At 70.5% G+C, this 24,514-nt stretch carries 20 protein-coding genes; 12 read left to right on the top strand and 8 right to left on the bottom strand.

Annotation, left to right across the window (positions count from 1 at the left end):
* The first annotated feature begins 114 nt into the window (after nt 1-114).
* Complete coding sequence (locus QQY66_RS16985) at nt 115-1,161, top strand: zinc-dependent alcohol dehydrogenase family protein (protein ID WP_301981209.1); 1,047 nt, start codon at nt 115-117, stop codon at nt 1,159-1,161.
* Nucleotides 1,162-1,228: 67 nt separating this feature from the next.
* Here QQY66_RS16985 and QQY66_RS16980 read toward each other — a convergent pair whose 3' ends face one another.
* Both QQY66_RS16980 and QQY66_RS16975 read right to left on the bottom strand, forming a co-directional pair.
* Complete coding sequence (locus tag QQY66_RS16980) at nt 1,229-1,450, bottom strand: AlpA family transcriptional regulator (protein ID WP_301981208.1); 222 nt, start codon at nt 1,448-1,450, stop codon at nt 1,229-1,231.
* Between the two features lie 376 nt (nt 1,451-1,826).
* Complete coding sequence (locus QQY66_RS16975; protein WP_301981207.1) at nt 1,827-2,744, bottom strand: sugar phosphate isomerase/epimerase; 918 nt, start codon at nt 2,742-2,744, stop codon at nt 1,827-1,829.
* Between the two features lie 125 nt (nt 2,745-2,869).
* On the opposite strand from QQY66_RS16975, the gene iolC reads away from it, so the two are divergent.
* The 5 genes from iolC to mmsA are packed head-to-tail and all read left to right on the top strand — an operon-like array spanning nt 2,870 to nt 8,922.
* Nucleotides 2,870-3,820: a 5-dehydro-2-deoxygluconokinase gene (gene iolC, locus QQY66_RS16970; protein WP_301981206.1), complete on the top strand. Its 951-nt coding sequence runs from the start codon at nt 2,870-2,872 to the stop codon at nt 3,818-3,820.
* The gene (locus QQY66_RS16965; RefSeq protein ID WP_301981205.1) at nt 3,817-4,698 is read left to right on the top strand and encodes a deoxyribose-phosphate aldolase; all 882 of its coding nucleotides are present in this window, start codon (nt 3,817-3,819) and stop codon (nt 4,696-4,698) included. Before iolC ends, QQY66_RS16965 begins: the two co-directional genes overlap by 4 nt.
* Nucleotides 4,699-4,705: 7 nt before the next feature.
* Complete coding sequence (gene iolB / locus QQY66_RS16960; RefSeq protein WP_301981204.1) at nt 4,706-5,518, top strand: 5-deoxy-glucuronate isomerase; 813 nt, start codon at nt 4,706-4,708, stop codon at nt 5,516-5,518.
* On the top strand, nt 5,515-7,398 hold the full coding sequence (iolD, locus tag QQY66_RS16955) for a 3D-(3,5/4)-trihydroxycyclohexane-1,2-dione acylhydrolase (decyclizing) (RefSeq protein ID WP_301981203.1): 1,884 nt from the start codon (nt 5,515-5,517) through the stop codon (nt 7,396-7,398). The genes iolB and iolD overlap by 4 nt, the downstream gene beginning before the upstream one ends.
* A gap of 21 nt (nt 7,399-7,419) precedes the next feature.
* Nucleotides 7,420-8,922: a CoA-acylating methylmalonate-semialdehyde dehydrogenase gene (gene mmsA / locus QQY66_RS16950; protein ID WP_301981202.1), complete on the top strand. Its 1,503-nt coding sequence runs from the start codon at nt 7,420-7,422 to the stop codon at nt 8,920-8,922.
* A gap of 47 nt (nt 8,923-8,969) precedes the next feature.
* On the opposite strand, the gene QQY66_RS16945 is transcribed toward mmsA, so the two are convergent.
* Nucleotides 8,970-9,815: a hypothetical protein gene (locus QQY66_RS16945; RefSeq protein WP_301981201.1), complete on the bottom strand. Its 846-nt coding sequence runs from the start codon at nt 9,813-9,815 to the stop codon at nt 8,970-8,972.
* Nucleotides 9,816-9,899: 84 nt separating this feature from the next.
* Nucleotides 9,900-11,285, bottom strand: a complete 1,386-nt coding sequence (locus QQY66_RS16940; protein WP_301981200.1) for a condensation domain-containing protein — start codon at nt 11,283-11,285, stop codon at nt 9,900-9,902.
* 391 nt (nt 11,286-11,676) lie between these two features.
* Here QQY66_RS16940 and QQY66_RS16935 point away from each other — a divergent pair, with 391 nt between their 5' ends.
* The 3 genes from QQY66_RS16935 (at nt 11,677) to QQY66_RS16925 (ending at nt 16,892) form a co-directional block, all read left to right on the top strand.
* Nucleotides 11,677-14,325 carry a CocE/NonD family hydrolase gene (locus QQY66_RS16935; RefSeq protein WP_301981199.1) on the top strand — a complete coding sequence of 883 codons (2,649 nt, stop codon included), beginning with the start codon at nt 11,677-11,679 and terminating at the stop codon, nt 14,323-14,325.
* Entirely contained in the window at nt 14,322-15,233 is a 912-nt protein-coding gene (locus tag QQY66_RS16930) for an ABC transporter permease (RefSeq protein ID WP_301981198.1), read from the top strand. The genes QQY66_RS16935 and QQY66_RS16930 overlap by 4 nt, the downstream gene beginning before the upstream one ends.
* 138 nt (nt 15,234-15,371) lie before the next feature.
* Nucleotides 15,372-16,892 (top strand): VWA domain-containing protein, encoded by a 1,521-nt coding sequence (locus QQY66_RS16925; protein ID WP_301981197.1) that lies wholly within the window; start codon nt 15,372-15,374, stop codon nt 16,890-16,892.
* Here the strand turns inward: QQY66_RS16925 and QQY66_RS16920 are convergent.
* Nucleotides 16,880-17,473, bottom strand: a complete 594-nt coding sequence (locus QQY66_RS16920) for a chorismate mutase (RefSeq protein WP_301987344.1) — start codon at nt 17,471-17,473, stop codon at nt 16,880-16,882. The genes QQY66_RS16925 and QQY66_RS16920 overlap by 13 nt on opposite strands.
* A 165-nt stretch (nt 17,474-17,638) precedes the next feature.
* Here QQY66_RS16920 and QQY66_RS16915 point away from each other — a divergent pair, with 165 nt between their 5' ends.
* Both QQY66_RS16915 and QQY66_RS16910 read left to right on the top strand, forming a co-directional pair.
* Nucleotides 17,639-19,558: a long-chain fatty acid--CoA ligase gene (locus QQY66_RS16915; RefSeq protein WP_301981196.1), complete on the top strand. Its 1,920-nt coding sequence runs from the start codon at nt 17,639-17,641 to the stop codon at nt 19,556-19,558.
* 170 nt (nt 19,559-19,728) lie between these two features.
* Complete coding sequence (locus tag QQY66_RS16910) at nt 19,729-20,433, top strand: LPXTG cell wall anchor domain-containing protein (RefSeq protein ID WP_301981195.1); 705 nt, start codon at nt 19,729-19,731, stop codon at nt 20,431-20,433.
* A gap of 78 nt (nt 20,434-20,511) precedes the next feature.
* Here the strand turns inward: QQY66_RS16910 and galE are convergent, their stop codons facing one another.
* Entirely contained in the window at nt 20,512-21,474 is a 963-nt protein-coding gene (galE, locus tag QQY66_RS16905) for a UDP-glucose 4-epimerase GalE (RefSeq protein ID WP_301981194.1), read from the bottom strand.
* A 204-nt stretch (nt 21,475-21,678) separates the two neighbouring features.
* Here galE and QQY66_RS16900 point away from each other — a divergent pair, with 204 nt between their 5' ends.
* Nucleotides 21,679-22,746 carry a glycoside hydrolase family 26 protein gene (locus QQY66_RS16900; protein WP_301981192.1) on the top strand — a complete coding sequence of 356 codons (1,068 nt, stop codon included), beginning with the start codon at nt 21,679-21,681 and terminating at the stop codon, nt 22,744-22,746.
* A gap of 25 nt (nt 22,747-22,771) precedes the next feature.
* Here the strand turns inward: QQY66_RS16900 and QQY66_RS16895 are convergent, their stop codons facing one another.
* Together QQY66_RS16895 and QQY66_RS16890 are read right to left on the bottom strand one after the other, a co-directional pair.
* A complete protein-coding gene (locus QQY66_RS16895) occupies nt 22,772-23,836 on the bottom strand; it encodes a glycosyltransferase family 4 protein (RefSeq protein ID WP_301981190.1) in 1,065 nt (354 codons plus the stop codon).
* Nucleotides 23,826-24,503 (bottom strand): sugar transferase, encoded by a 678-nt coding sequence (locus tag QQY66_RS16890; protein ID WP_301981188.1) that lies wholly within the window; start codon nt 24,501-24,503, stop codon nt 23,826-23,828. The genes QQY66_RS16895 and QQY66_RS16890 overlap by 11 nt, the downstream gene beginning before the upstream one ends.
* Between the last annotated feature and the right edge of the window lie 11 nt (nt 24,504-24,514).

Genomic DNA, 24,514 nt, shown 5'->3' with positions numbered 1-24,514 from the left:
TCAATTTGCGGCTCCGCCGCGCGGGCGCGACCAGCCACGATGGTGCAGCAGACAACAACCGGCATATCGCGGCACCCACCCATTTCGCGGCACCCACCTCGGAGGCGGAAGCACATGCGCGCAGTGATGTTCGAGCGGTACGGGCAACCGCCCGAGGTCAGAAATGACGCCCCCGACCCAACCCCCGCCCCCCACGGAGTGCTCGTGCGGGTCGAGGCAACCGGCCTGTGCCGCAGCGACTGGCACGGCTGGCAGGGCCACGACGAGGACATCACGCTCCCGCACGTTCCGGGCCATGAACTCGCCGGTGTCGTCGAGGCGGTGGGCGACCGAGTGACCGCATGGCGGCCCGGCGACCGAGTGACCGTCCCCTTCGTGTGCGCCTGTGGCACCTGCGCATCCTGCGCGGCGGGTGACCAGCAGGTGTGCGAGCGCCAGACCCAGCCCGGCTTCACCCACTGGGGCTCGTTCGCCGAGTACGTGGCGCTGGACCACGCCGACGTCAATCTCGTCGCGGTGCCCGACGGCATGTCGTTCGCGACGGCGGCCTCGCTGGGCTGCCGGTTCGCGACGGCGTTCCGGGCGGTGGTGCAGCAGGGCAGGGTGGCGGCGGGGGAGTGGGTCGCGGTGCACGGCTGCGGGGGCGTGGGCCTGTCGGCGGTGATGATCGCGGCGGCGTCCGGGGCGAGGGTGATCGCCGTCGACGTATCCGCCCAAGCCCTGGACCTGGCAAGGAAGTTCGGGGCGGCGGAGTGCGTGGACGGGAGGAGGACACCGGACACGGCGGCGGCGATCCGCGACCTCACGGGCGGCGGCGCCCATCTCTCCCTGGACGCCCTCGGCGCACCCGCGACCTGCGCCGCCTCCGTGAACGGCCTGCGTCGCCGTGGCCGGCACGTCCAGGTCGGTCTGCTGCCCTCGCCCACGGGCACCACCCCCGTCCCGATGGCCCGCGCGATCGCCCTGGAACTAGAACTCCTCGGCAGCCACGGAATGGCGGCTCACACCTACCCGCCCATGCTGGAGCTGGTCCGGACCGGTGCCCTGCGCCCCGACCTCCTGGTCACCTCCACCATCACGCTGGACGCGACGCCGGCGGCCCTCGCCGCGATGGGCACGGCACCGGGAGCGGGTGTGACGGTCATCGAGCCGTGGAGCTGAACGCGCCGCGCCTGTCCGGTCGCCTCACCGGGCAGGCGCGGGGCGTTCAGTCCTCTCGACGGGCGGTTCAGTCTTCTCGACGGGCCGTTCGGTCCTCTCTACGGGCGCGGTTGCCCGGGCGGGAAGCGACCCATGCCCGGACGGTGTCCGCGTACCAGTAGGGCTTGCCGCCCTCCACATGGTCGGGTGGCGGCAGCAGACCGTGCTTGCGGTAGGACCGCACGGTGTCCGGCTGCACCCGGATGTGCGCCGCGATCTCCTTGTAGGACCAGAGCCGTCGGTCGGTCATGAGGTGCACCTCCCTGCGCGCACCGCGGCGGCAGCCGGGAACGGCCGTCGGGGGTACCGGGCGCTGCGCTGGCGATCACAAAGCCTGTGTCCGGTGAACGACGCAGAGTGAGCGCGGGGCAGGGCCTGTGCACCGGGTGTGACGGATGACTCGCGAACATGCGACATGTGTGACACGAGGGAGTTATTTGTGACACGCGGGTTGCTTGCTGCGGACCGGTGGGGCCTGGTCGCGCAGTTCCCCGCGCCCCTGAGGGCGTTGCAGTACAGCGCCCCGTAAGGGGCGCGGGGAACTGCGCGAACAACCCCCACAACCCGCAGCCGCCCCACTCCCGCAACCCGGCAGACCAGTAGGCGCCCGGCCCCACCCCGGAGGGCTACGCCCCGCACGACCTCAGAAACGCCCGCGTCCGCATCGCAATAGGCAACGGCGCATCCGCCGCACACGGGTACATGTCCTGCTCCACAATCGCGAACAGATCCACATCCAGCCTCTGCGCGGCCTCCAGCACGGGCCCCAACGCCGGTACCCCGGACGGCGGTTCACACATCACACCCCGCGCCACCGCAGGCCCGAACGGCGTCCCCTCGGCCCGCACCTCCGCAAGGATCTCCGGATCCACCTGCTTGAGATGCAGATACCCGATCCGCGAACCGTACGTCTCGATGAGCTTGACGCTGTCCCCACCGCAGTACGCGTAGTGCCCGGTGTCCAGGCACAGCGACACCAGGTCGGAGTCGGTCGCGTCGAGGAACCGGACGACGTTCTCCTCGCTGTCGATGTGCGTGTCGGCGTGCGGATGGACGACGATCTGCAGGCCGTACTCCTCCCGCACCCGACTCCCCAGCCGCTCGGTCAGTGAGGCGAGGTTCCGCCACTGCTCGGCCGTCAGAGAACTCGGCTCCAGCACCTCACCGGTCTTGTCGTCCCGCCAGAAGGACGGGATGACGACCAGATGCTTCGCCCCCATCGCCTGCGCGAGCACCGCGTTGTCCGCGACATGCGCCCACGTCTTCTCCCACACGGCCTCACCGTGATGCAGCCCCGTGAAGACCGTCCCGGCCGACACCTTGAGGCCACGCCGCGTGGTCTCCTCGGTGAGCACGGCCGGGTCGGTCGGCAGATAGCCGTAGGGGCCGAGCTCGATCCACTCGTAGCCGGACTGCGCGACCTCGTCGAGGAAGCGCTGCCAGGGAACCTGCTGCGGGTCGTCGGGGAACCACACACCCCAGGAGTCGGGCGCCGACCCGACCCGGATGCGGGACAGTGAGGACTGCGGTGACAACGAAGTCATGGCGGCCAGCTTCCGGCCGCACGGCAGGGCCTGTCAAGCTCTGGTCCGAATGTCTGGACAAAACATTGACAGGGCGCGCCATAGAGGTCTAGAAAGCCGGAGAGAGCCGATACGAAGGGAACGCGATGGCGTACGACCTGATCACCATGGGACGGATCGGCGTGGACCTCTATCCGCTGCAGACGGGTGTCCCGCTGCCGCAGGTGACGTCCTTCGGCAAGTTCCTCGGCGGCTCGGCGACCAACGTCGCGGTCGCCGCGGCCCGCCTCGGCCGCCGTACCGCCGTGATCACACGTACCGGCGACGACCCGTTCGGCACCTACCTCCACGAGGCGCTGCGGGACTTCGGCGTCGACGACCGCTGGGTCACCCCGGTCGCCGGACTGCCCACCCCGGTCACCTTCTGCGAGGTCTTCCCGCCGGACGACTTCCCGCTGTACTTCTACCGCCGCCCCAAGGCCCCTGACCTGGAGATCGACGCCCATGAGCTCGACCTCGACGCGATCCGCGACGCGAGCGTCTTCTGGGTGACCGGCACCGGCCTGAGCGAGGAGCCGAGCCGTACGGCGACCCTCGCGGCCCTCGCCCACCGCGCCAAGGCCGGTACGACGGTCTTCGACCTCGACTGGCGCCCCATGTTCTGGAGCGACCCGGCCGCGGCCCGCCCCTTCTACACCGAGGCCCTGCGCCACACCACCGTCGCGGTCGGCAACCTCGACGAGGTGGAGGTCGCCACCGGCGTCCGCGAACCGCACGCCGCCGCCCGCGCCCTCCTCGACGCCGGAGTCGAACTGGCCGTCGTCAAGCAGGGCCCCAAGGGCGTCCTCGCGGTCAACAGCAAAGGCGAAAGCGCCGAAGTCCCGCCCCTCCCCGTGACCGTCCTCAACGGCCTCGGCGCCGGTGACGCCTTCGGCGGGTCCCTCTGCCACGGCCTCCTCGAAGGCTGGGACCTGGAGAAGATCATGCGGCACGCCAACGCCGCCGGTGCCATCGTCGCCTCCCGACTGGAGTGCTCGTCCGCCATGCCGACCCTCGCCGAAGTGGAAGCCGCCCTCACCGCGGGAGCCGTGCTGTGACCGTCGACATCGAGGCGCTGGTCCGCACCCGCAGCCGCCACCCCGAGGCGATCGCCGAAGCGGCCGCCCGCCGCATCCGCCGGCCGCTGCTGGGCGACTCGGGCCGGCTGATGATCGTGGCCGCCGACCATCCCGCCCGTGGCGCGCTCGGTGTCGGCGACCGCAAGTTCGCCATGGCCAACCGCGCCGATCTGCTGGAACGCCTCTGCCTGGCCCTCGCCAGACCCGGCGTCGACGGCGTCCTCGCCACCGCCGACATCCTGGAAGACCTGCTGCTGCTCGGCGCCCTCGACGGCAAGGTCGTCATGGGCTCGATGAACCGCGGCGGCCTCCAGGGCGCCTCCTTCGAACTCGACGACCGCTTCACCGGCCACCGCCCCCAGGACATCGAGCGCCTCGGCTTCGACGCGGGCAAGCTGCTGCTGCGGATCGACTTCGACGACCCGGGCTCCCTCACCACCCTGGAGTCCACCGCCCGCGCGATCGACGACATGGCCGCGCGTCAACTCCCGGTGTTCGTCGAGCCGTTCATCAGCCGTCGTACGCCCGAGGGAAAGCTCCGCAACGATCTCTCCGCCGACGCCGTCACCAAGTCGATCGCCATCGCCTCCGGCCTGGGCGGCACCTCGGCGTACACCTGGCTGAAGGTCCCCGTCACCGACAACCCGGACGACATGGCCCGGGTCATGGAGACCTCCACCCTCCCCGCCGTGCTGCTGGGCGGCGATGTCGGGGACGATCAGGACGGCGCGTACGAGAAATGGCGCGGCGCCCTCCAACTGCCCACCGTCCAGGGCCTGGTGGTCGGCCGTTCGCTGCTGTACCCGGCGGACGGCGATGTGGCCGCCGCCGTGGACACCGCCGTAGGACTGCTGTGAGGGCCGCATGAGCAACGAGTTGTACGTCCCGAAGGGCGCCACCGCCGACCCGCACTACGCGCTCGACATCGACCCCAAGCTGGCCGGGTGGACCCACTCCAGTCTGCGGATCGTCGAGCTGGAGGCGGGTGGTTCGCACACCTTCACCACCGGTGACAGCGAGTGGATCGTGGTGCCGCTGAGCGGTGGTTGTACGGTGCAAGTGGAGGACGAGGTATTCCAACTCCTGGGCAGGGAGAGCGTGTTCGCGTCGGTCACCGACTTCGCGTACGCGCCCCGAGACGCCCGGGTACAGATCGCCTCCGGCGCGGGAGGCCGCTTCGCCCTGGCAGGAGCGAAGTGCGAGCGACGACTCCCCGCCCGCTACGGCCCCGCGCCGGAGGTCCCCGTCGAGCAGCGCGGCAGCGGCAACAGCACCCGCCATGTGCGCAACTTCGCCTCCGCCGACGCGTTCGAGTGCGACAAGCTCATCGCGGTCGAGGTGATCACACCCGGCGGCAACTGGTCCTCGTATCCGCCCCACAAGCACGACGAGCACCGGCCCGGCGAGGAAGCGGAGCTCGAGGAGATCTACTACTTCGAGATCGACGGCCCGAACGGCTTCGGCTATCAGCGCGTCTTCCCCTCCCGTGAGGGCGGATCCGACGTCCTCGCGGAGGTCCGCTCCGGAGACGCCGTCCTCGTCCCCGACGGATGGCACGGCCCGTCGATCGCCCAGCCCGGACACGACATGTACTACCTGAACGTCATGGCGGGGCCCGGCGAGACTCGAGAGTGGCGGATCTGCTTCCACCCGGATCACACGGAGGGTTACCGATGACCTCAACGACGAGGCTGACGGTCGCGCAGGCACTGGTGCGCTTCCTGTCCGTCCAGTACACGGAGCGGGACGGCATACGGCACCGGCTCATCGACGCCACCTGGGGCATCTTCGGCCACGGCAACGTCGCCGGGCTCGGCCAGGCGCTGATCGAGTACGCCGATGACATGCCGTACCACCAGGGCCGCAACGAGCAGTCCATGGTGCACGCGGCGATCGGCTACGCCCGCCAGTCCAACCGCCTGTCCACGCACGCGGTGACGACCTCCATCGGCCCGGGCGCGACCAACCTGGTCACGGGCGCCGCCCTCGCCACCATCAACCACCTTCCGGTGCTGCTCCTCCCCGGCGACATCTTCGCCACCCGCCCCGCCGACCCGGTCCTCCAGCAGCTCGAGGTGCCGTACGCGGGCGACATCTCGGTCAACGACTGTCTGCGCCCGGTGTCGAAGTACTTCGACCGGATCCACCGCCCCGAGGCCCTGATCCCGGCGGCCCTGCAGGCGATGCGCGTGCTCACCGACCCGGTGGAGACCGGCGCGGTGACGCTCGCGATGCCCCAGGACGTCCAGGCCGAGGCCTACGACTGGCCGGACGAGTTCTTCGCCGAGCGCACCTGGGTCGTACGACGTCCAGGAGCGGACCCGGCCGAACTCGCCGAGGCCGTGAACGCGATCCGCGCCGCCCGGCGCCCGCTCGTCGTCGCGGGCGGCGGTGTCCACCACAGCCGCGCCGAGGAGGCGCTGGAGGAGTTCGCCCGCACCACCGGCATCCCGGTCGCCTCCACCCAGGCGGGCAAGGGTTCCCTGCGCTTCGACCATCCGCAGGACGTCGGCGCCGTCGGCCACACCGGCACCGCGACCGCCGACGAACTCGCCCGCACCGCCGACCTGGTGATCGGCGTCGGCACCCGCTACACGGACTTCACCACGGCCTCCGGCACCCTCTTCAACGGCGAGAACGTCCGCTTCCTCAACCTCAACATCGCGCCCTTCGACGGCCACAAGCTCGCGGGGACGCCGTTGATCGCGGACGCCCGCACCGGCCTGGAGGAGCTGACCGCGAGGCTGGAGATGCACGGCCACCGGGTCCCCGACGCGTACGTCACCGAGTACAGCGAGGACAAGGAGCGCTGGGAGCAGCGCGTCGACGCCTGCTTCGAGGCCGAGGAGCCCGATGGGCGGCCGACGCAGCCGCAGGTCATCGGCGCGCTGGACGCCATCGTCGACGAGTCGGACATCATCATCAACGCGGCCGGCTCGCTCCCGGGCGACCTGCACAAGCTGTGGCGGGCGCGGTCGGCGGACCAGTACCACCTGGAGTACGGCTACTCCTGCATGGGCTACGAGATCCCGGCCGCGATCGGCGTGAAGCTCGCGGCGCCCGACCGGCCCGTGTGGGCGCTGGTCGGCGACGGCACCTACCTGATGATGCCGACGGAGATCGTCACTGCCGTGCAGGAGGGCGTCGCGATCAAGATGCTGCTCGTGCAGAACCACGGGTACGCGTCCATCGGCGGTCTGTCGGAGGAGACCGGCGCCGAGCGGTTCGGCACCGCCTACCGCTTCCGCGCGGGCGACGGGACGTTCTCCGGTGCCCCGCTGCCGGTGGATCTCGCCGCCAACGCCGCCAGCCTCGGCATGCGCGTGCTGCGCGCGAAGACCGTGGCCGACCTGCGGGAGGCGCTCGCCGAGGCGCGCGCCGCCGACATTCCCACATGTGTCTACGTCGAGACCGAAACGGCAGACACAGTGTCGGGCCCGCCTCCGGCGCAGGCCTGGTGGGATGTACCTGTGGCCGAGACCGCGACCCGTTCGTCGGCGCTGAAGGCCCGCGAGGAGTACGACCGGCACGTCACTGCCCGACGCCGCCCTCTGTGAAGGAATGACTGGAGCTCAGCCATGACGAAGATCGTCAACCACTGGATCGGCGGCAAGACCGTCGAAGGCGCGTCGGGTACGTACGGGCCGGTCACCGACCCTGCCACCGGCGCGGTCACCACGAAGGTCGCGTTCGCCTCGGTCGACGAGGTGGACGCGGCGGTGCAGGCCGCCAAGGAGGCCTACGCGACCTGGGGCCAGTCCTCGCTGGCCCAGCGCACCAACATCCTGTTCAAGTTCCGGGCGCTGCTGGACGCCAACCGGGACGCGATCGCCGAGCTGATCACCGCCGAGCACGGCAAGGTGCACTCCGACGCGCTCGGCGAGGTGGCACGCGGCCTGGAGATCGTCGACCTGGCGTGCGGCATCAACGTGCAACTGAAGGGCGAGCTGTCGACGCAGGTCGCCAGCCGCGTGGACGTCTCCTCGATCCGGCAGCCGCTGGGCGTCGTCGCGGGCATCACGCCGTTCAACTTCCCGGCGATGGTCCCGATGTGGATGTTCCCGATGGCCATCGCGTGCGGCAACACCTTCGTGCTGAAGCCGTCCGAGAAGGACCCGTCGGCGTCGATCAAGATCGCCGAGCTGCTGGCGGAAGCCGGGCTGCCGGACGGCGTGTTCAACGTCGTCCACGGCGACAAGGTGGCCGTCGACCGCCTCCTGGAGCACCCGGACGTCAAGGCCGTCTCCTTCGTCGGCTCGACCCCGATCGCCCGCTACATCCACACCACGGCCTCCGCCAACCACAAGCGCGTCCAGGCGCTGGGCGGCGCCAAGAACCACATGCTGGTCCTGCCCGACGCCGACCTGGACGCGGCGGCCGACGCTGCCGTGAGTGCGGCCTACGGCTCCGCGGGCGAGCGCTGCATGGCGATCTCCGCGGTCGTCGCCGTCGGCGCGATCGGCGACGAGCTGGTGGAGAAGATCCGCGAGCGCGCCGAGAAGATCAAGATCGGTCCGGGCAACGACCCGGCCTCGGAGATGGGCCCGCTGATCACCAAGGTCCACCGCGACAAGGTGGCCTCATACGTCGAGGGCGCGGCGGCCGAGGGCTGCGAGGTCGTCCTCGACGGCACCGGCTACACGGTCGACGGCTTCGAGGACGGCCACTGGATCGGCATCTCCCTGCTGGACAAGGTGCCGACCACCGCGAAGGCCTACCAGGACGAGATCTTCGGCCCCGTCCTGTGCGTGCTGCGGGCGCAGACGTACGACGAGGGCGTGGCCCTCATCAACGCCTCCCCGTTCGGCAACGGCACCGCGATCTTCACCCGGGACGGCGGTGCCGCCCGCCGCTTCCAGCTGGAGATCGAGGCCGGCATGGTCGGCGTGAACGTCCCGATCCCGGTCCCCGTCGGCTATCACAGCTTCGGCGGCTGGAAGGACTCCCTCTTCGGTGACCACCACATCTACGGCAACGACGGCACGCACTTCTACACCCGCGGCAAGGTCGTCACCACCCGCTGGCCCGACCCGGCCGACGCCCCGGCCGGCGTCGACCTGGGCTTCCCGCGCAACCACTGAGTGACAGACATGAGCCCGGGCACCGCACGTGCCCGGGCTCCGTCATGTCACTGGCCGTTGGCTGCCTTGAGCGTCTCGGTGAGGTCACCGGTCTGCGCGGCGGGCGGCGCCTTGACGTCGGCCGTGGCGCCGAACTTCTCGAAGTCCATGGTGACCTTCATCGCGCCGGTCTTCTGCGTCAGACGCACCGGCAGGTCCTTGTCGCCGACCCAGATGTCCATGGTCAGCGAGCCGTCGGCGCCGAGCATCGAGTTGTAGAGGGATTCGTCGTCGCCGTAGAGCTCCTTGAGCTTGCCCATCTTGTTCTTGTCGAGGACGGCCCGGTAGTGCGTCGTCCGCTGCCCGTTCACGGTCTCCGTGCCGAGGTCCTCGACGTCCTCGGCGTACTTCAGGCTCTTCATGGAGGCCGACGGGCTGCCGCCGGAGCTTCCGCTGAGCGCCTGGTCGGCGTCCTCGCCGAACACGGCCGAACCGTCGATCTTCATCCACTCCTTGCCCGCGAGAGGGCCGGAGGGCTGCGGGTCGACGTCGTAGTAGTAGTCGCCGTCCACGAACAGGCAGCGGACCTTCGGTGCGTCCGTCAGTGTCTGCATCTGCACGGCCTTGGTGTCCATCTCGACGTCGAACGCGTACCCGTCGCCCCAGGAGTACGTGCCGTCCATGGCGATCGGGGCGCCGCCGTCGATCGAGGTGGTCATCTTCACCTCGGCCGACCCGAGTTCCTCGGTCCGGTCCGCGGCCCGCGACAGCACCGCCATGATCTTGTCCCCGTTGCCGACCGCCTTGGCCGCCTGCTCCGCGGTCTCCTTCGTGGCCTCCGCGCCGCACCCGGCCGTCGCCACCAACGCCGCTGCCGTGAACCCCACCCAGGCAGCGGTGTACTTCTGCTTCATCTGTCCCCACCCGTAGCTGTGAATCGACTGTGCACGGGGCTCTGATGAGCCCCACTGACACCAGCGCGCACAGCGGGGTGATCGTCACCCCCGCGGCACGGACCTGATCAGGTCCCGCAGCCGCTCGACGTACAACCGCATGTTCTTGTGCGCGACGTCGGTGTCCGGATAGCGGCTCGCGAACCACAGGCCCTCGTGCAGCCGGTTGATCCACACGCACACCTGGTCGCCGTAGGACACCCGCAGCAGTCCGTACGCCGCCAGCTCGGACCAGTCCGCGGAGCGGGGCAGGTCCCTTCCGTCGACGAAGGAGACGATGGAGTACAGGTCGGGTGAGGTCGGACGGAAGTCAGAGCCGAGCAGCCGCAGTACCCGGGCGATGGGCATGCGGGCCAGGGACCGGTTGGCGTGCATCTCGGCGCGTACGGCCTTCAGGGCGGCCGGGAAGTCGAGGCCCGGCGCCAGGGGAACCTCGATCGGCGCGCCGCCCACGAACCAGCCCACGGTGTCCGACCAGTGCGACTTCACCCGGGTGTGGAAGGGCACGACCGTGCGGTAGACGGACTGCCCGCCGAGCTCCCGGACGATGAGGCCGGTGGCGGCCAGGATGCCGACGAGGCTGCCGCCGTAGGGCCGGCAGTACGCCTCGAAGGCGGCGGCGTCGTCCGCGTCCACGAGCGTCTCCCGCATCAGCTTCTGGGTGGGCAGCCCGGCGTCGGGGTCCAGGCCGAGGTCGACGGGGAAGTTCGGCAGCCTGCCGTCGCAGCGGCGGACGAACTCCCGCCAGCGGGCGACGATCTCGTGGGTCTCGTCGATCCGGTCGGCGTCCGCCCGCTCGATCTCGCAGAAGTCGACATAACTGCTGACCGGGTCCTGCGGAGCCGGACCGCCCTCGACGCCGGTCGCGTACAGCTCGTGGATCTCGGCGGGGATGCGCTGGATCGAGTAGGAGTCGACGTTGCTGTGGTCGAAGGCCATGTACACGCTGGTGGAGTCGTCCCGGACGACCGCCGCGTACATGAGGTTCGGCCAGCGCAACGCGTCCGCCGTCGTGTCGAAGCGGTCCTGGAGGTGCTGGACCAGTCCGTCCGCGTCGGGGAAGTCGCCGACGTCCTCTCGGTGCAGGGACACGGCCCCCGGGGCGAGGGTGAAGCGCCGTAGTGCGTCGCCGTCCGGCCGGAAGCCGCTGCGCAGCGTCTCGTGCCGGAGGGTCCAGTCCCGCAGCGCGTCCTGCAGCGCGTCCAGGTCGACCCGGCCCGGGATGTCGAAGGCCGTACCGAGCCAGGTCGGCACGAACAGGCCGTCCTCCCGCACACTTCGCGCCGTTTTGATGTGCGACTCCTGGATGTACGCCGGTGGCCGGGTGTCATCCGGCAGGCCCGCCGCCGTCTCCACGGTCGCCGGACTGAGCGTCCACTCGACGAGCCGTCCGGGCCGGACCTCGCAGCGCTGGATGTCAGTGATGCGCACAGGGCGTCTCCGTTCGCGAAGGGGGCAGACCTTCAAGGATCTGCCGGGACGGCCCCGGAAAACCCGCCGTGCCGTGATCTTTCAATGGATCGAGTGGCGCTTCGAACAGCGGTGCTTGTACCACGGTGCAAAGCGCTCCGCGAAGTGCCGCGATTGGCCGTCGGTCGTCTGCGGCGCCATCGTGGCCGGTCGCGCCCACGCGGCGGAGCCGCATATTGATACAGCCCCGCGCCCCTTCGGGGCGCTGCCGAACTCACCGGGGCCGCTCAGTACCACGGCGCGCGTACCACGGTCGCGGTATGCGGGACGGTGCGTGTACGCCCCTGGGAGGTCAGGGGGTTCCGCCCAGAAGCTGTCGGGGTCCGACAGGTTGGCCGCGTACCGTTGACGCATGGATCTTCGACTGCCCGGACTGCGTGGGCCAGGGCGGCCGCGGCGGCTACTTGCCGCCGCGGCCGCCGTTGTCGTCCTCGCCGGCGCCGGTACGTGGACGGCCGTCGCCTCCGACGACGCGCCCGTGGTGCACCGCGCCGACCGGGTCATGGCCGTGGGCGACGGGGTGCGCATCGACACCTCGTACTTCACCTCCGGCGCGGACGGCCGCCGTCCCGCCGTCCTGCTGGCGCACGGCTTCGGCGGCAGCAAGGACGACGTACGCGAGCAGGCCGAGGACCTCGCCGCCGACGGCTACGCGGTGCTGACCTGGTCGGCCCGCGGCTTCGGCAAGTCGACCGGCAAGGTCGGGCTCAACGACCCGAAGGCCGAGGTCGCCGACGTCTCCCGGCTGATCGACTGGCTGGCCAAGCAGCCCCAGGTCCAGCTCGACAAGAGCGGCGACCCGCGCGTGGGCATGGCGGGAGCCTCGTACGGCGGCGCGATCTCCCTCCTCGCCGCCGGGTACGACGACCGGGTGGACGCCATCGCCCCGGCGATCACCTACTGGAACCTCGCGGACGCCCTGTTCCCGAACGGTGTCTTCAAGAAGCTGTGGGCGGGCGTCTTCTTCAACACGGCGGGCGGCTGCGACAAGTTCGAGGCGCAGCTCTGCGAGATGTACGACCGGGTCGCCGAGTCCGGCACCCCGGACGCCGAGGCACGACAGCTCCTTCAGGAGCGCTCACCGTCGGCCGTCGGCGACCGCATCAAGGTGCCCACACTGCTGATGCAGGGCCAGACGGACTCCCTCTTCCCGCTCGGCCAGGCCGACGCGGCGGCGAAGGCGATCCGCGCCAACGGCGCCCCCGTCGACGTCGACTGGATCTCGGGCGGCCATGACGGCGGCGACCTGGAGGAGAGCCGGCTCAACGCCCGTGTGGACTCCTGGTTCGACCGCTACCTCAAGGACGACAAGAGCGCCGACACCGGCCCGGCCTTCCGCATCACCCGCACCGGCGGCGTCGACTCCACCGACGGCGAGGCCACGCTGCGTGGCGCGAGCGGCGACACCTACCCGGGCCTGGAGAGCGGCCAGAAGTCCGTCGCCCTGACCGGCCGCGAGCAGACCTTCGACAACCCGGCCGGCGCCAACCCGCCCGCCATCTCCGCCCTGCCCGGACTCGGCGGCACCGGCGGACTCGCCCAGCTCTCCTCGCTCGGCGTCGGCATCTCGCTGGACTTCCCCGGCCAGTACGCCGCCTTCGAGTCGGCCCCCGTCGGCGACGACCTCCGCATCACCGGATCGCCGACGGCCACCGTCCACGTCAAGTCCACCAGCGCCGACGCCGTCCTCTTCGGCAAGGTGTACGACGTAGGCCCCGACGGCACCCAGCAGGTGCTGCCGTCCCAGCTGGTGACGCCCCTGAGGGTGGCGGACGCGAAGGCCGGCAAGGACGTCACCATCACGCTGCCCGCCATCGACCACAACGTCGACAAGGGCCACCGTCTGCGCCTGGTCCTCTCCTCCACGGACCTCGGCTACGCCTCGCCGGCGGCCCCGGCGACGTACACCGTCTCCCTGAAGGGCGACCTGAAGGTGCCCACGGCCTCGGGTGTGAGCACCGCGGCGGCCCCGCTGCCGTCCTGGGTGTGGTGGCTGCCGCTCGCGGGTGCCGCCATCGCCCTGGCCCTGCTGCTGACCGCCCGCCGCCGCACCGCGTCCGTGCCTCCGGACCCCGCGCTCGCCGAAGTTCCGCTCCAGATCACCGACTTGAGCAAGCGGTACTCGAAGTCGTCCGACCGTTACGCGGTCAAGGACCTGTCCTTCCGCGTCGAGAAGGGCCAGGTGCTGGGCCTCCTCGGACCGAACGGCGCGGGCAAGACCACGACCCTGCGCATGCTGATGGGCCTGATCACTCCGGACGGCGGCGAGATCCGGGTCTTCGGCCATGCCATCCGGCCGGGCTCCCCGGTGCTGTCCCGGGTCGGCGCCTTCGTCGAGGGCGCGGGTTTCCTGCCGCATCTGTCCGGCCGGGAGAACCTGGAGCTGTACTGGGCCGCGACCGGCCGCCCCGCCGAGGACGCGCACATCGAGGGGGCCCTGGAGATCGCGGGCCTCGGCGACGCCCTCGCCCGCGCGGTCCGTACGTACTCGCAGGGCATGCGCCAGCGCCTCGCCATCGCCCAGGCCATGCTCGGCCTGCCGGACCTGCTCATCCTCGACGAACCGACCAACGGCCTCGACCCGCCCCAGATCCGCGAGATGCGCGAGGTGCTGATCCGGTACGCCGCCGCCGGACGCACGGTGATCGTCTCCAGCCATCTGCTGGCGGAGGTCGAGCAGTCCTGCACCCACCTCGTGGTCATGGACCGGGGCAGACTCGTGCAGGCGGGCCAGGTCGGGGAGATCATCGGCTCCGGCGACACCCTCCTGGTCGGCACCGGTACGCCCGTGGAGGGGCCCGTCGTGGAGAAGGTCGCGGCGCTGCCGGGGGTCACCTCGGCCGTGTCCACCGACGAGGGGCTGCTGATCAGGCTCGACGGTGACGGCACACCACAGCGTCTGGTCGCCGAACTCGTCCGCCTCGACATCCCCGTCCAGTCGGTCGGCCCGCACCGCCGCCTCGAAGACGCCTTCCTCACCCTGATCGGAGGCTCCGCATGAGCACGCTCACCGAGGGAACCGGCCGCTCCGAAGAGACCGGCCGCCCCGAGCCGCTCGTCGAGCGCGCCGAAACGGCGTCCGGCTACCGCGCGGGCCGCACCCTGCCGCTCCGCGTCGAGCTGCTCCGCCAGCTCAAGCGGCGCCGCACGCTGGTCATGTTCGCGATCCTCGCCGCCCTGCCGTTCGTACTCGTCGTCGCCTTCGCGATCGGCGGCGAGCCGGACGGCGGCGGCAACCAGATCACGCTGCTGGACACGGCCACCCGGTCCGCCGCCAACTTCGCCGCGGTGAACCTCTTCGTGTCCGCGGGCTTCCTGCTGGTGATCCCGGTCGCCCTGTTCTGCGGGGACACGGTCGCCTCGGAGGCCGGCTGGTCCTCCCTGCGCTATCTGCTCGCCGCACCCGTGCCACGCGCCCGGCTGCTGTGGTCCAAGCTCGTCGTCGGCCTCGGCCTCAGCCTCGCCGCGATGATCTTGCTGCCGCTGGTCGCGCTGGCCGTCGGTGTCGCCGCCTACGGCTGGGGTCCGCTGCAGCTCCCGACCGGCGGCGCGGTGGACTCGGGCACGGCGGCGCAGCGGCTCGTGGTGGTCGTGGCGTTCATCTTCGTCTCCCAACTGGTCACCGCGGGGCTCGCGTTCTGGCTGTCCACCAAGACGGACGCGCCCCTCGGGGCGGTCGGCGGCGCGGTCGGCCTGACCATCGTCGGCAACGTCCTCGACCAGGTGACCGCCCTCGGTGACTGGCGGGACTTCCTGCCCGCGCACTGGAACTACGCATGGGCCGACGCCGTCCAGCCGAACCCCGAGTGGTCCAGCATGATCCAGGGCTGCGCGATTTCCGTAACGTACGCGCTCGTGCTGTTCGCGCTGGCCTTCCGCGGTTTCGCGCGCAAGGACGTGGTGTCGTAGGTCAACGGAGGATCACCCACCGGTCTCGACAGGCCTGCTCCGTGCCCTCATCGAGACGCTTCCGCAACGCCCCGTAACGCACGTTCCGGCCCCCTTCGCCGTCACAGTCACAGACGTCGACCGACGAAGGGGGCACGGATGTTGAAGCGGTACGGCATACGACGGCTGCTGCTCACGCTCACCGCGGCGAGCGGCCTGCTGCTCACGGCCTGCGGCGGGGGTGAGGACACGGACAGCGGCAAGGCCTCGGACTCGGCACCGGAAACCGGCTTCCCGGCACCCGCCATGCCGCGGCCCGAAGGAAGCCGGGGAACAGACGAATCCCGCGAGTTCGCCCCGGCCCCCGACTACCTCTCCACCTTCGCCCTGGACGTCGACACCGCCTCCTACGGCTACGCCCGCCGCACCCTCGCCGAGGGCCGGCTGCCCGACCCGTCGACGGTCCGCCCCGAGGAGTTCGTCAACAGCTTCCGCCAGGACTACGACCGCCCCGACGGCGACGGCTTCTCCGTCACCGTCGACGGCGCCCGCACCGCCGCGGACGACTGGTCCCTGGTCCGGGTCGGCCTCGCCACCCGGTCCGCCGCGGACGAGGGTGAACGGCCGTCCGCCGCTCTCACCTTCGTCATCGACATCTCCGGTTCCATGGCCGAGCCCGGCCGTCTCGACCTCGCCAAGGACTCCCTCGGCGTGATGACGGACCAGCTGCGCGACGACGACTCGGTCGCGATCGTCACCTTCAGCGACGAGGCCGAGGAGGTGCTGCCGATGACCCGCCTCGACGACAACCGCGGGGAGGTGCACGACGCCATCGACAGCCTGGAGCCCACCGAGTCGACCAACCTCGGCGCGGGCGTCGAGACCGGCTACGAGACCGCGGAGGAAGGCCTGCGTGAAGGCGCCACCAACCGCGTCGTCCTCATCTCCGACGCCCTGGCCAACACGGGCGACACCGACGCGGAGACCATCCTCGAACGCATCGCGAGCGAACGCCGCGAGCACGGCATCACCCTCTTCGGCGTCGGCGTGGGCAGCGACTACGGCGACGCCCTGATGGAACAGCTCGCCGACAACGGCGACGGCCACACGGTCTACGTCTCGGACGACGAGGAAGCCCGCAAGGTCTTCGTGCGGCAACTCCCGCAGAACATCGACCTCACCGCCCGCGACGCCAAGGCCCAGGTCGCCTTCGACCCCGAGACGGTCGCCGAGTTCCGCCTGGTCGGCTACGACAACCGCCAGGTCGCCGACGAGGACTTCCGGGACGACCGCGTCGACGGCGGCGAGGTCGGCCCCGGCCACACCGTCACCGCCCTCTACGCCGTCCGCGTCAAGCCCGGCGCCGACGGCCACCTCGCCACGGCGAGCGTCCGCTGGCTCGACCCCGAATCGCGCACCCCGCACGAGGAGTCCGGCCAACTGGAGACCGGCTCCCTCCAGGACTCCCTGAGCGAAGCCGCGCCGCGCCTCCAGGTCACCGCGACGGCCGCTTATTTCGCCGACGCCCTCGACGGCGACGGCTCCCTTCCGGGCGCCCCGACCCTCGCCGGACTGGCCGACTACTCCGCCGAGTTGGCGACCCGCACCGAGGACGAGGAGGTCCGCCGCCTCGCCGACACCATCGACCGGGCGAGTGACCTCGCCGGTCAGGAGGACTGAAGCCCGCCCCCGCACACCGAGGGCACGGCCCGCTGAAGCCCCTTCAGATGCAGGACGTCCAGCTCATGGCGGTACGCCGACCAGGTGGCCGCGAGATGGAGCCTCGGCTCGCACGACGGCGACGTCCGCAGCCGCTGCGTGTCCTTCAGGGCGGTCAGCAACTCGGTGGTGATGCGGTCGAGTTGCGGGCGCACCTCCTTGACCAGGTCGGGGCGCTCGGTCGGCCGCTCTTCGGGATGCGCGTCCCAGCGTACGTACAGCCCGCGCTGCACCAGCTTGTTCGCCTCGATCTGGTCCCGGAACACGGCCCGCACGGCCGCCGGGTCCAGCCCGAGCCCGGTCGCCCGGGCGGCGACGTCGTCCAGGATCTGCTGCTCGCGCACCGGGTCGTCGATCGGCTTGTCGGTGCCGTACTTGGCGGCTGCCACCTTGTCGGCGAGCAGCAGCCGCTCGGCGAACAGGTCGGTCAGCGCGGTGAGTCCGGGGGCGACGGAGGCCGCCCGCGGGGGAGTCGAGGTGTGTGCGGCGGCCGGTGCGGCGCCGGAGAGGGACAGGGCCGCGGCGGCGCAGACGGCGACCATGGCGGACCGGAGACGTCGACAGTGCACGGGGTTTCCTTCCGGTGGGGGGCGGTCGTACAGCAACGTACAGACGCACATACCATCACTACGCCCCGACCCATTGACCTTCCGTTACGCGCGAGTAAGTTGACTCCCCGGTAAGTCCGACTGGCACCGGGAGCCGACATGGGCGTACGCAAGGACCTGAAGCGGGCGAAGCAGCGCACCGACCTGGCCGCGCGCACCAAGGTCGAGCTGATCAGGGACGAGTCGGGCGCGGTGCGCGAGGCCCGTACCGCGCCGCTGGCGCCGCGCGTCACCACCGGCAGCACGGCCGACCTGCCGTTCACCAACGCCGCGGAGGCTCCCGACGCGGTGGTCCTCCGCCGCGAGCACCACGGCACCTGGCAGCCCGTCACGGCCGCCGCCTTCGCCGCCGAAGTCACCGCCGTCGCCAAGGGATTGATCGCCGCCGGCCTCGAACCGGGCGGCCGGGTCGCCCTGATGTCCCGCACCCGCTACGAGTGGACGGTCCTGGACTTCGCGATCTGGGCGGCCGGCGGCCAGACCGTCCCGATCTACGCCACCTCCTCGGCCGAGCAGATCGAGTGGATCGTCCGCGACTCCGGCGCCCGCTTCGTCGTCACCGAGACCGCTGAGAACACCCGCACGGTGACAACGGCCACGGCCCGCCTCCAAGAGCCAGGGAAGATCTGGCAGTTGGACGCACAAGCACTGGCACTCCTCACCACCCTCGGCCGGGCCGTCCCCGACGAGGAGGTCACCAAGCGCCGTACGAGCCTGACCCCCGACACAATCGCGACGATCTGCTACACCTCCGGCACCACCGGCAGACCCAAGGGCTGCGTCCTCACCCACGCCAACCTGCACGCCGAGGCCGCCAACACGGTCGAGCTGCTCCACCCGATCTTCAAGGAGGTCACCCGACAGACCGCCTCGACCCTCCTGTTCCTCCCCCTCGCCCACATCCTCGGCCGCACGCTCCAGATCGCCTGTCTGATGGCCCGTATCGAGATCGGCCACTGCCTGAGCATCAAGCCCGACGAACTCCGCCCCGCCCTCAAGGAGTTCCGGCCCACCTTCCTCGTCGGCGTCCCGTATCTCTTCGAGAAGATCCACGACACCGGCCGCGCCACCGCCGAGAAGATCGGCCGCGGCGCCTCCTTCGACCGCGCCGACCGCATCGGCGTCCGCTTCGGCGAGGCGTACCTGAACAAGTTCCTCGGCACCGGCAAGGGCCCGGGCCCTGCCCTCTACGCCGCCTGGGCTCTGTACGATCTGCTGGTCTACCGCCGGGTCCGCAAGGAACTCGGTGGCCGGATGCGGTACGCCATCAGCGGCGGCTCCCCGCTCGACCGCAACCTCAACCTGTTCTTCTACGCGGCCGGAATCATCGTCTACGAGGGCTACGGCCTGACCGAGACCACCGCCGCCGCCACCATCGTCCCGCCCCTGAGGCCCCGCCCCGGCACGGTCGGCCTCCCGGTCCCCGGCACGGCCATCCGTATCGCCGACGACGGCGAGGTGCTCATCAAGGGCGGGATCGTCTTCGGGTCGTACTGGAACAGTCCGGCCGCCACCGACGCCGTGCTCACCGACGACTGGTTCGCCACCGGCGACCTGGGTGCCCTCGACGAGGACGGCTATCTCACCATCACCGGCCGCAAGAAGGACATCATCGTCACCTCCGGCGGCAAGAACGTCTCCCCGGCCGTCCTGGAGGACCGGCTGCGCAGCCGCCCGCCCGTCGGCCAGTGCCTCGTCGTCGGCGACAACCGCCCCTTCGTGGCCGCCCTGATCACCCTCGACCCCGACGCGGTCGCCCACTGGCTGGCGGTCCGCAAGCTGCCCGCCGACACCCCGCTGTCCGAGGTCGTCCGGGACCCGCGGATGCGTGCGCAGGTCGAGAAGGCCGTGGACTACGCCAACGAGGCCGTCTCCCGCGCCGAGTCGATCCGGGCCTTCGCCCTGGTCGAGGGCGAGTTCACCGAGGACAACGGCATGCTCACCCCGTCCCTGAAGGTCAAGCGGCACGCGGTGACGGCGGCGTACGCGGACGAGATCGAGGCGCTGTACGGCGGGTGAGCCCACCGGGCATGGGCGGGCGATCAGGTGAATTACCCAGACATTTGCACATATCGGTTTCCTTGGGTCTCCACATCTCGTTCACAGTTTGCAGGTCGTGGCGCATACGAACGCGCGGCAGCGCGGTCCCCGCGACGACCGGCTTCGCCCCTGAGAGGAAGACAACGAGAGTGCGACAGACCCTCAGCAAGGGATTGATCGTGGCCGTCGCCGCCACGACAAGCGCCCTGTCCCTGTACGGCACATGGGCCTTCGCGACACCCGGCATGCTCGGGACCGCGGCCCAGTCCCCGGCCGTACTGTCCGGCAACGCGGCTCGGTGGGACACCGAGGACGACCTGGACGACCTGGACGACAAGCTGAACAACCTGGACGAGCGGCTGGACCGGCTGCAAGTCCCGCAGCCGTGGTTCGAAGACGGCACCTTCGGCTACGACATGGAGGACACGTCCGGACACCACTCCGAGCAGCCGTCCGGCAACGGCAGCGAGGTCCCGCCCGCGTACGGCCACGAAGAGCCGTCCGGATACGGCAGCGAGGTCCCGTCCGGATACGGCCGCGAGGAGCCGTCCGGTTACGGTCCGGAAGAGCCGCCCGGCTACGGTCGCGAGGAGCCGAGCGAGAAGCCGACCTGCGAGTGCCACAGCCACCACCCCGAGCCCACACCCACCCCCACACCGACCAAGACGGTCACGCCGCCGCCCTCCCACAAGCCGACGCCCACCCCGTCGAAGACACCGCCGGTGAAGCCGCACCATCCGCACATGCCCGAGACCGGCGCTGAGGGCATCATCGCGGCCACGGCCGCCGGCGGAGCACTCCTGGCCGCCGGAACCGTCCTGTACCGACGAGGCCGGGCAGGCGCCCACCGGTAGTACAGCGCCCCGAAGGGGCGCGGGGAACTGCGCGACCAGCCCCCACCGGCCCGCAGCAAGCGAACTGCGCAACCACGCTCAGCGCACGGTGTTCTGCGCGAACTTCCACGCATCCGCGACGATCTCCGCGAGGTCCGCCCGGGACGGGTTCCAGCCGAGCCTGTCGCGGGCGGCCCCGGCGGAGGCCACCAGCACCGCCGGGTCGCCGCCGCGCCGGGCCGTGACGACCTCGGGGATCGGGTGCCCGGTGACCTGCCGGACGGTCTCGATGACCTCGCGCACCGAGAAGCCGTTGCCGTTGCCGAGGTTGCAGATCAGGTGCTCGCCGGGCTGCGCGGCCTCGACGGCCAGCAGGTGGGCCTCGGCCAGGTCGGCGACGTGGATGTAGTCGCGGACGCAGGTGCCGTCGGGCGTGGGGTAGTCGTCGCCGTGGATGGAGAGGGCGTCCCGCTTGCCCTGGGCGACCTGGAGCGCCAGCGGGATGAGGTGGGACTCGGGGTTGTGCCGCTCGCCCTGGGCGCCGTACGCGCCGGCCACGTTGAAGTAGCGCAGGGAGACCGCGGCCAGGCCGTGCGCCGCCGCCTCGCCGGTGATCATGTGGTCGACGGCGAGCTTCGAGGCGCCGTAGGGGTTGGTCGGCCGGGTCGGCGCCGTCTCCACGATCGGGACCTGCTCCGGCTCGCCGTAGGTGGCCGCGGTGGAGGAGAAGACGAGCTTGCGCACGCCCGCCGAGCGCATCGCCTCCAACAGCGCCATGCTGCCGGCCACGTTGTTGTCCCAGTACTTCTCGGGCAGTACGACCGACTCGCCGACCAGCGCGCACGCGGCGAAGTGCAACACCACGTCGTACGACGCGTCGAGCCACTTGGCGGCGTCCTTGATGTTGCCCTCGATGAAGGTGACGCCGCTCGGGATGCCTTCGCGGAAGCCGGTCGAGAGATTGTCCAGAACCGTGACCTCGTGGCCGGCCTCCAGCAGATGCTGCGCGACGACACCACCCACATAGCCCGCTCCACCGGTGACCAGACACTTCCCGCTCATGGACTCGCTCCCTTTCGTCGCCGACGATTCGTCGTCGAACAGTGCATCCAGACCGGGCTTGCTTTGCACGCGTGCCGCGAATTCCCTGGTCATTCCTCACTCTCGCGGGCTAGCGCGTGGGGCGCACCTCCCATGAATCCGCAGTAGATTACCTATATATGACTGAATGTCAGGTGATAAGGGGGCGGAGCATGAGGAGTGAGTATGGCCCTTGAGCGCCCCCGGGCCGTCGGCCGCTGGCTGATGGTCATCGCGGCCGGCACGGCAGCGGCGGTCGCATCGGTCGCGTTGTCGACCTCCCCACCACCTGTGGAGACACAGCACTCGCCGCCGGGGAAGGCCTCTCACGCTCCCGCGTACGGCGCATACGTCCACTACGACGGCGCCACCGCGGTGGCGCTGATGAACGACCTCAGCAAGTGGCTGAACGGCTACGAGCTGCGTGTCGCGCGCACATATCTGCCGGGGGACTTGTGGAGCAATATCGAGGGCGCCCATGGATTCCTGGACAAGTGGGCCGAGTGGCGCCGGGCCAAGGACGACCGGCTCTTCGCGCTCAATGTGCCGATGCAGGAGCGCAACGAGGAGGGGCTCTCCGACGCGGAGGTCAGACAGCTTCTGCGGCGCGGCGCGGCCGGCGAGTTCGACAAGCACTTCAAGGTCCTGGCGACCCGGCTGGTCGAACTGGGGGTGCCGGACACGATTCTCGTGCTGGGCTGGGAGATGAACGGCATCTCGTACACCCATCGCTGCGGTCCTGATCCGGTGAGCTGGAAGGCGTATTGGCGGCGGATCGTGAGAGTGATGCGTTCGGTGCCGGAGCAGAAGTTCAGATTCGACTTCACTCCGAACCGGGGAATGGACGACATTCCATGGACCGCTTGCTATCCCGGCGACAATTTCGTGGACATCATCGGCATGGACTCCTACGACCAGCCGGAGGGGATGTCGTTCGACGAGGAGATCTCGGAGCCCTACGGCCTGCAGCATCAGGTGGATTTCGCGAAGGCCCACGGGAAGGAGATCTCGTATCCCGAGTGGGGTCTGTACCGCAACGGTGACAACGCGACGTACACGCTGCGGATGCTCGCGTGGATGGACCAGCACAAACCGCTGTACGGCACGTTCTTCGACAAATGCCCGCACGGTATGTGGCAGTGCCCCGACAACCCCTATTCGGCCGCCCTGGTCCGTGTGTGGCTGGCCGCCCAGACCGACCCGAGGCAGGGCTCGCCCATCGTCACATGGCCGACGCCCCCGCCGGATGGATGACGGGGGCGCCGGACCGGGGAATCCGTCAATGGCCGTACACGTACCGCAACATCGTCCGCTGCCGCTCCGGACTGTGCTCGACGAACAGCTCGGCCATTCTCTCCTCGGCGCCCTTGCTGGGACCGTCCTTCAGCAGGGCGACAGCCGCAGCGGCCAGTTCTGCCGGTGTGTCGACCAGGCCGGGCAGGCCCAGGGACTCCAGTGCCGGGATACGCCGTGCCACGACAGGACGCCCCAGTCCCACCGCTTCCAGGAGTGTCATCGGTGCCCCCTCCCACAACGCGGTGTGCGCGTACACGTCGGCCTGGGCGAGCAGTCGTTGCAGGTCATGGTGGTCCAGCCAGCCGGTGACCGTGACACCGGCCCGCTCCAGCCGGTCCCGGTGGGCGGGTTCCCCGCCGCCGAGCCAGACCCAGTTGCTCGACGGCAGCAGCTGCTTCCCCCGGGCCGCCGCGTCGGCGAAGAACGCGGGGTCCTTCTGTGTGCACAGTCTTCCGACCGCGGCGACGGTCGGCGATGGCAGGTCGGTGTCGCTCGTGCCCGGGCCTGTCCGAGGGCGCACCACATTGGGCACGTAGACGGTTCGCTGCCGCTTGCGCAGCAGCCGGGCGAGTTCGGTCTCCCGAGGGCTGGAGCCCGCCGCGATGCCCGTACGCCGGGACAGCACGCGCTCGGCCGTCCACACCGCCGCCGACGCGTACCAGGAGAGGTCGCTGCGCTCCATCGCGAAGCCGTGCGGGGTGTAGACGATGCGACGTGTCGGCACGGAGGCGGCGAGGCGCACATACCCTCCGGCCATCGAGGAGTGGGCGTGAACCACGTCCGGCCGTAGTTCCCGGTACAGCCGCCCCACCTCGCGGACCCGTGCCAGGTGGCCGGGCGGCATCCGCCAGACGCCGTCGAAGACGGTCTCCTCGTCGGCGACCTGGTAGCCCTCCCGATCACCCTTCAGCAGCAGGTGCCGCGCCTCCGGAACGGCCCGTACGTAGTCGTAGACGATCGCCTGCACACCGCCCTGCCATGCCTCAGCGACGTGCAGGACCGCCGGCCGCCCGTTCCTCTGCGGCGTCGCACCCGGGTCACCACGCATGGCGCGTCCTGAGGACGGCGGGCAGCGTACGTAGGAGGATCAGCAGGTCCAGCCGCAGGCGCCAGTCGTCGATGTACTGCAGGTCGAGCTGGATCGCCTTCTCGGCCGTGATGGTCGAGCGGCCCGAGACCTGCCACAGTCCCGTCATCCCCGGTTTGACGGACACCCGCTTGACCTGGTCCCCCGGGCTCAGCGTCGTGTGCTCGACGCGTTCGCAGGGGCGCGGTCCCACCAGCGACATGTCGCCTCGCAGCACGTTGACCAACTGGGGGAGTTCGTCCAGGGAGCCCTTGCGCAGGAAGCGGCCGACCGCCGTGATCCGGGGATCGTGCCGGGGCTTGGTGCGCAGGGACAGCTGGTGGCCGTCGGCCTGCAGCAGGTCCACCAAGCCCACGGACGTGTTGTGGTGCATGGTACGGAACTTCAGCATGGTGAACGGCCGTTCACCGAGGCCGACCCGGGTCTGCCTGAAGATCACGGGTCCGGTGCTGCTCAGGGCCACGGCGAGGCCGATGACCATCATGAGCGGCAGAAAGACGATCAGCAGAACCGCGGAGAGCACGATGTCGAGCATGCGCTTGGCGCGGGAGCCTGCGCAGCGCGGACGGGGCGTGCCGATGAGTGGTGGCCGCGGCGTCGCCGCCGAGCTCTCCACCTCGTTCAGCACGGGGGCTACTC

The organism is Streptomyces sp. DG2A-72, from assembly GCF_030499575.1.
Taxonomy (GTDB): Bacteria; Actinomycetota; Actinomycetes; order Streptomycetales; family Streptomycetaceae; genus Streptomyces.
This window is presented reverse-complemented; position numbering and strand designations above follow the sequence as displayed.

Excerpts from the sequence above, each read along its gene's own strand:
- QQY66_RS16985 (WP_301981209.1), top strand. The coding sequence starts at position 115 with ATGCGCGCAGTGATGTTCGAGCGGTACGGGCAACCGCCCGAGGTCAGA.
- QQY66_RS16980 (WP_301981208.1), bottom strand. The coding sequence starts at position 1,450 with ATGACCGACCGACGGCTCTGGTCCTACAAGGAGATCGCGGCGCACATC.
- QQY66_RS16975 (WP_301981207.1), bottom strand. The coding sequence starts at position 2,744 with ATGACTTCGTTGTCACCGCAGTCCTCACTGTCCCGCATCCGGGTCGGG.
- iolC (WP_301981206.1), top strand. The coding sequence starts at position 2,870 with ATGGCGTACGACCTGATCACCATGGGACGGATCGGCGTGGACCTCTAT.
- iolB (WP_301981204.1), top strand. The coding sequence starts at position 4,706 with ATGAGCAACGAGTTGTACGTCCCGAAGGGCGCCACCGCCGACCCGCAC.
- iolD (WP_301981203.1), top strand. The coding sequence starts at position 5,515 with ATGACCTCAACGACGAGGCTGACGGTCGCGCAGGCACTGGTGCGCTTC.
- mmsA (WP_301981202.1), top strand. The coding sequence starts at position 7,420 with ATGACGAAGATCGTCAACCACTGGATCGGCGGCAAGACCGTCGAAGGC.
- QQY66_RS16945 (WP_301981201.1), bottom strand. The coding sequence starts at position 9,815 with ATGAAGCAGAAGTACACCGCTGCCTGGGTGGGGTTCACGGCAGCGGCG.
- QQY66_RS16935 (WP_301981199.1), top strand. The coding sequence starts at position 11,677 with ATGGATCTTCGACTGCCCGGACTGCGTGGGCCAGGGCGGCCGCGGCGG.
- QQY66_RS16930 (WP_301981198.1), top strand. The coding sequence starts at position 14,322 with ATGAGCACGCTCACCGAGGGAACCGGCCGCTCCGAAGAGACCGGCCGC.
- QQY66_RS16925 (WP_301981197.1), top strand. The coding sequence starts at position 15,372 with ATGTTGAAGCGGTACGGCATACGACGGCTGCTGCTCACGCTCACCGCG.
- QQY66_RS16920 (WP_301987344.1), bottom strand. The coding sequence starts at position 17,473 with ATGGTCGCCGTCTGCGCCGCCGCGGCCCTGTCCCTCTCCGGCGCCGCA.
- QQY66_RS16915 (WP_301981196.1), top strand. The coding sequence starts at position 17,639 with ATGGGCGTACGCAAGGACCTGAAGCGGGCGAAGCAGCGCACCGACCTG.
- galE (WP_301981194.1), bottom strand. The coding sequence starts at position 21,474 with ATGAGCGGGAAGTGTCTGGTCACCGGTGGAGCGGGCTATGTGGGTGGT.
- QQY66_RS16900 (WP_301981192.1), top strand. The coding sequence starts at position 21,679 with ATGGCCCTTGAGCGCCCCCGGGCCGTCGGCCGCTGGCTGATGGTCATC.
- QQY66_RS16895 (WP_301981190.1), bottom strand. The coding sequence starts at position 23,836 with ATGCGTGGTGACCCGGGTGCGACGCCGCAGAGGAACGGGCGGCCGGCG.